At 78.9% G+C, this 3162-nt stretch carries 2 protein-coding genes; both read right to left on the bottom strand.

What is annotated here, in order from left to right; genetic code table 11:
• Window positions 1-50: 50 nt before the first annotated feature.
• The gene (locus WCS02_RS18980; protein WP_340295848.1) at window positions 51-1340 is read right to left on the bottom strand and encodes a glycosyltransferase; all 1290 of its coding nucleotides are present in this window, start codon (window positions 1338-1340) and stop codon (window positions 51-53) included.
• Window positions 1325-3162, bottom strand: a 1838-nt coding sequence (locus WCS02_RS18985; protein ID WP_340295849.1) for a glycosyltransferase, incomplete at its 5' end; no start/stop codon positions are given. The genes WCS02_RS18985 and WCS02_RS18980, both read right to left, overlap by 16 nt.

The following is a 3162-nucleotide window of genomic DNA, read 5'->3' on the forward strand; positions in this document are numbered from 1 at the left end:
GCTACGATCCGACTTCGCCGTGGCCGGGGCGGGCGGCGGGGCCGGCGCGCTCACCCGCCTCCCGCGACCGCACGGGCGAGGAGGTCTGCGACGCGGCGGGCGAACTCCTCCCAGGTGGGGAGCTCGACGTCCTGCGCCTCGGCGCGCAGCCGGCCGGCGACCGCGGGGTCGGCGAGCTCCGCCAGCGCGCCCAGCACCGAGTCCTCGTCCACGTGCTCCAGCCGCAGCTGGCCGGCGCCGCCGACGGCCTCAAGTGCGGGCAGGTCCGCGGCGGTGACGACCGGGGTGCCGAGCGCGAGGGCCTCCACCGGGGGGAGCCCGTAGCCCTCGTGCTCGCTGGGGAACACCAGCGCCGTCGCACCGGACAGCAGGCGGGCCACCGCGGCGTCGCTGAGGCCGTGGACCCACTCGAACGCGCCGTCGTCGGCCTTGCGCCGCAGCGGCCCGAGGAAGCCGGGCGGGCCCGCGGCGCGGTCGCCGACCACGGTGAGCCGGGCGGGGACGCCCGCGGCCCGCAGCCGCTCGACGGCCGTGACGACGACGTCGGTGCGCTTGCGCGGCTCGACGGCGCCGAGGCAGACGAAGTGCGGCACCTCCGGCCCGTCGGACGGCTCGTCCGTCCGCGGCAGCTCGACCACCTCGGGCGTCCCTGGCCCGAGCAGGTCCGCGGCCTCCGCCCCGGGGTGCGCGACGACGGCGTGCGGCACGGGCGAGCGCCGGACCCGTCGCTCGAACTCCTCGCGCGCGGCCCCGGACAGGAACACCACGTGGTCCACGTGCGCCGCCAGGACGGCGTACTCGTTGAGCGGCACGTGCAGCTCGGTGTCCACGAGCCCGGGGTGCAGCGAGGACAGGGAGTCGTGGTAGACGAGCACCGTCGGTACCCCGGCCTGCTGCGCACGGCGTGCGGCGTCGAGCACGAGGGGGTCCGCCGAGACCTGGCCCAGCAGGTAGCCCTCGGCACGGGCGGCCACGTCGTCGACGGGCACCTCGCGCAGCGCCTGGTCCTGCCAGCCGCGGACGACCGCCTGCTCCCCCGCCCCCGGCGCGGAGGGGTCGTCGGCGGCCAGGCCGGGCGCACCGCCGAAGCCGCCCCGCAGCACCCACGAGGCGTACCAGCGGGGCACGGTCACCCAGCGGTCGCCCAGCAGGGCCGCGGGCTCCAGCCGGACCCCGGGCACGTCGACGTCCTCCAGCAGGTGCGCGAGCACCCGGCGGGCCCCCGAGGGCCGCGGGTCCAGGAGCGCGCCGGTGAGGTCGACGAGGACCCGCCGGACTCCCGCCCCGGTCGCCCGGTCCGGCCCGCCGCCGGGCGCCGGCCCCGTCACCCCGTGCTCCATCCCCCGTGCCTCCCCGTCACCGTGCCCAGCAGCTGCCGGGCGTACGTCCCCATGCTGCGCCGCCGGAGGTACGAGCGCCGCTCCTCGTCGATCGCGTCCGCACGGCCGGCGCGCGGGCGCAGCTCGGGCAGCAGCTGCTCGGCCAGCAGCAGCGGCGTCGCTTCGTGCGGCACGCGCACCACGTACCCGGGGGCGTCGAGCTCCTCGGCGATGCCGGCCGTGGCCACCGTGGGCACGCCGTGCGCGACGCAGTCGGCAAGGGCGCCGGACACCCCCAGGCGCAGCCGGCGCAGCTGGACCGCGACGTCGACCGCGAGCAGCCACGTCCGCAGCTCCTCCTCGCCGACGTGCCCGTGGAAGACCGGCCCCCGCGACAGGCCGAGCCGGCGCGCCATGTCGGTCAGCTGGGTGCGCTCGGCCTCCGCCACCGGGCCGACGAGGTGCAGCACCGGCTCGGCGCCCCAGACCTCGCACCAGCGCGCGGCGGCCACCAGGTGGTCGGCGCCCTTGGTGCGGACGTCGACCAGGCCGAAGCTGCCGACGACGACCTCGTCGCCCAGGCCCAGCCGCTCCCGGGCGGCCAGGACCCGCTCGGCGCCGACGTCGCCGTCCGGCACCGTGTACGGCACGAACGGGACCACGACCGGCTGCACCGGGCCCTCCTCGGCGAGCCGGCGCGCCAGCGGCTCGGAGTGCACGACGAGCGGGCGGGCGTGCGGGGAGACCTCGGCGAAGCCCAGGCGGGGCAGCAGGTCCGGGGCCAGGAGCGCGCGGTGGAAGTCCTCCGAGCCGAGCGGGCTGCCGGGCGGGCTGACGAGCACGGTCGTCGCCTCCCAGCCGCGCGAGGCCAGGTACACCTCGAACAGCCGCGAGTCGTGCGCCACCACGGGGCCGCCGAAGCAGCGCACGAGCTCCAGGCCCGTGAGGTGCAGCAGGCTGTTGCCCAGCACCGTGACCACGGCGTCGACCGACGGGTCGAGGTACGGCTCGACCGTGAGCCCGACGACGGGGACGGCCGCCGGGGCGGGGTCCTCGGCCTCGGTGGCGACGACCACGTCGGCCAGGTGCGCGAGCGCGTCGACGGTCGCGGCGCTGAAGTCGGAGATGCCGCTCACCTGGGGCCGCCACGGGGTGACGAGGACGAGGCGCGGCCGCCGGGCGACCGCGCCGCCGTCGGGACCGGCCCCGCCGTCAGGCCCGGCCTCGACCTCGGCGACGGGGGGCGCGAGCAGCGCCGTGACCTCCTCGACCACCCGCGCGGCCACGGCGGCCGGGGACGCGAGGTCGCCGAGGGCCTCCTGCTGGCGGGCGAGCACGCCGGCCCGGTCGGCGAGGACCACCCGGAGGGCGTCGGCGGTGGCGACCGGGTCGCGGCGGCGGGCCAGCCACACCCCGTCCCCGACGAGCTCGCGGTGGGGGGCGATGTCGCTGGCGACGACCGGGGTGCCGCGGCGCACGGCCTCGGCGACCGGCAGCGAGAAGCCCTCGGCGACCGAGGTCACGACGGCCACGGTCGCGCCGGCGCACAGCGCCGCGAGCCCCTCGTCGTCCAGGCCGCTGCGCAGGTCGAGCTCCGCGGGGTCGACCCCGAGCTCGACGGCCAGGTCCCGGGCGGCGTCCTGCTGGGCGGCGGACAGCCGCCCCACGACGACCAGCCGGCCGAGCGCGGCGCCGCGGGAGCGCGCCGTGGCGTACGCGGCGACCGCGCAGGGCAGGTCCTTGCGCGGGTCCGCCCCGGTGGGTGCGAGCACGTACGGGCCCGTCACGGCAGGCGGGAGAGCGGGGCGGGCCGCGGTCCGGGCGGCGGGGTCGCCGAGCGGGT

It is taken from the genome of Aquipuribacter hungaricus (assembly GCF_037860755.1).
GTDB lineage: Bacteria > Actinomycetota > Actinomycetes > Actinomycetales > JBBAYJ01 > Aquipuribacter > Aquipuribacter hungaricus.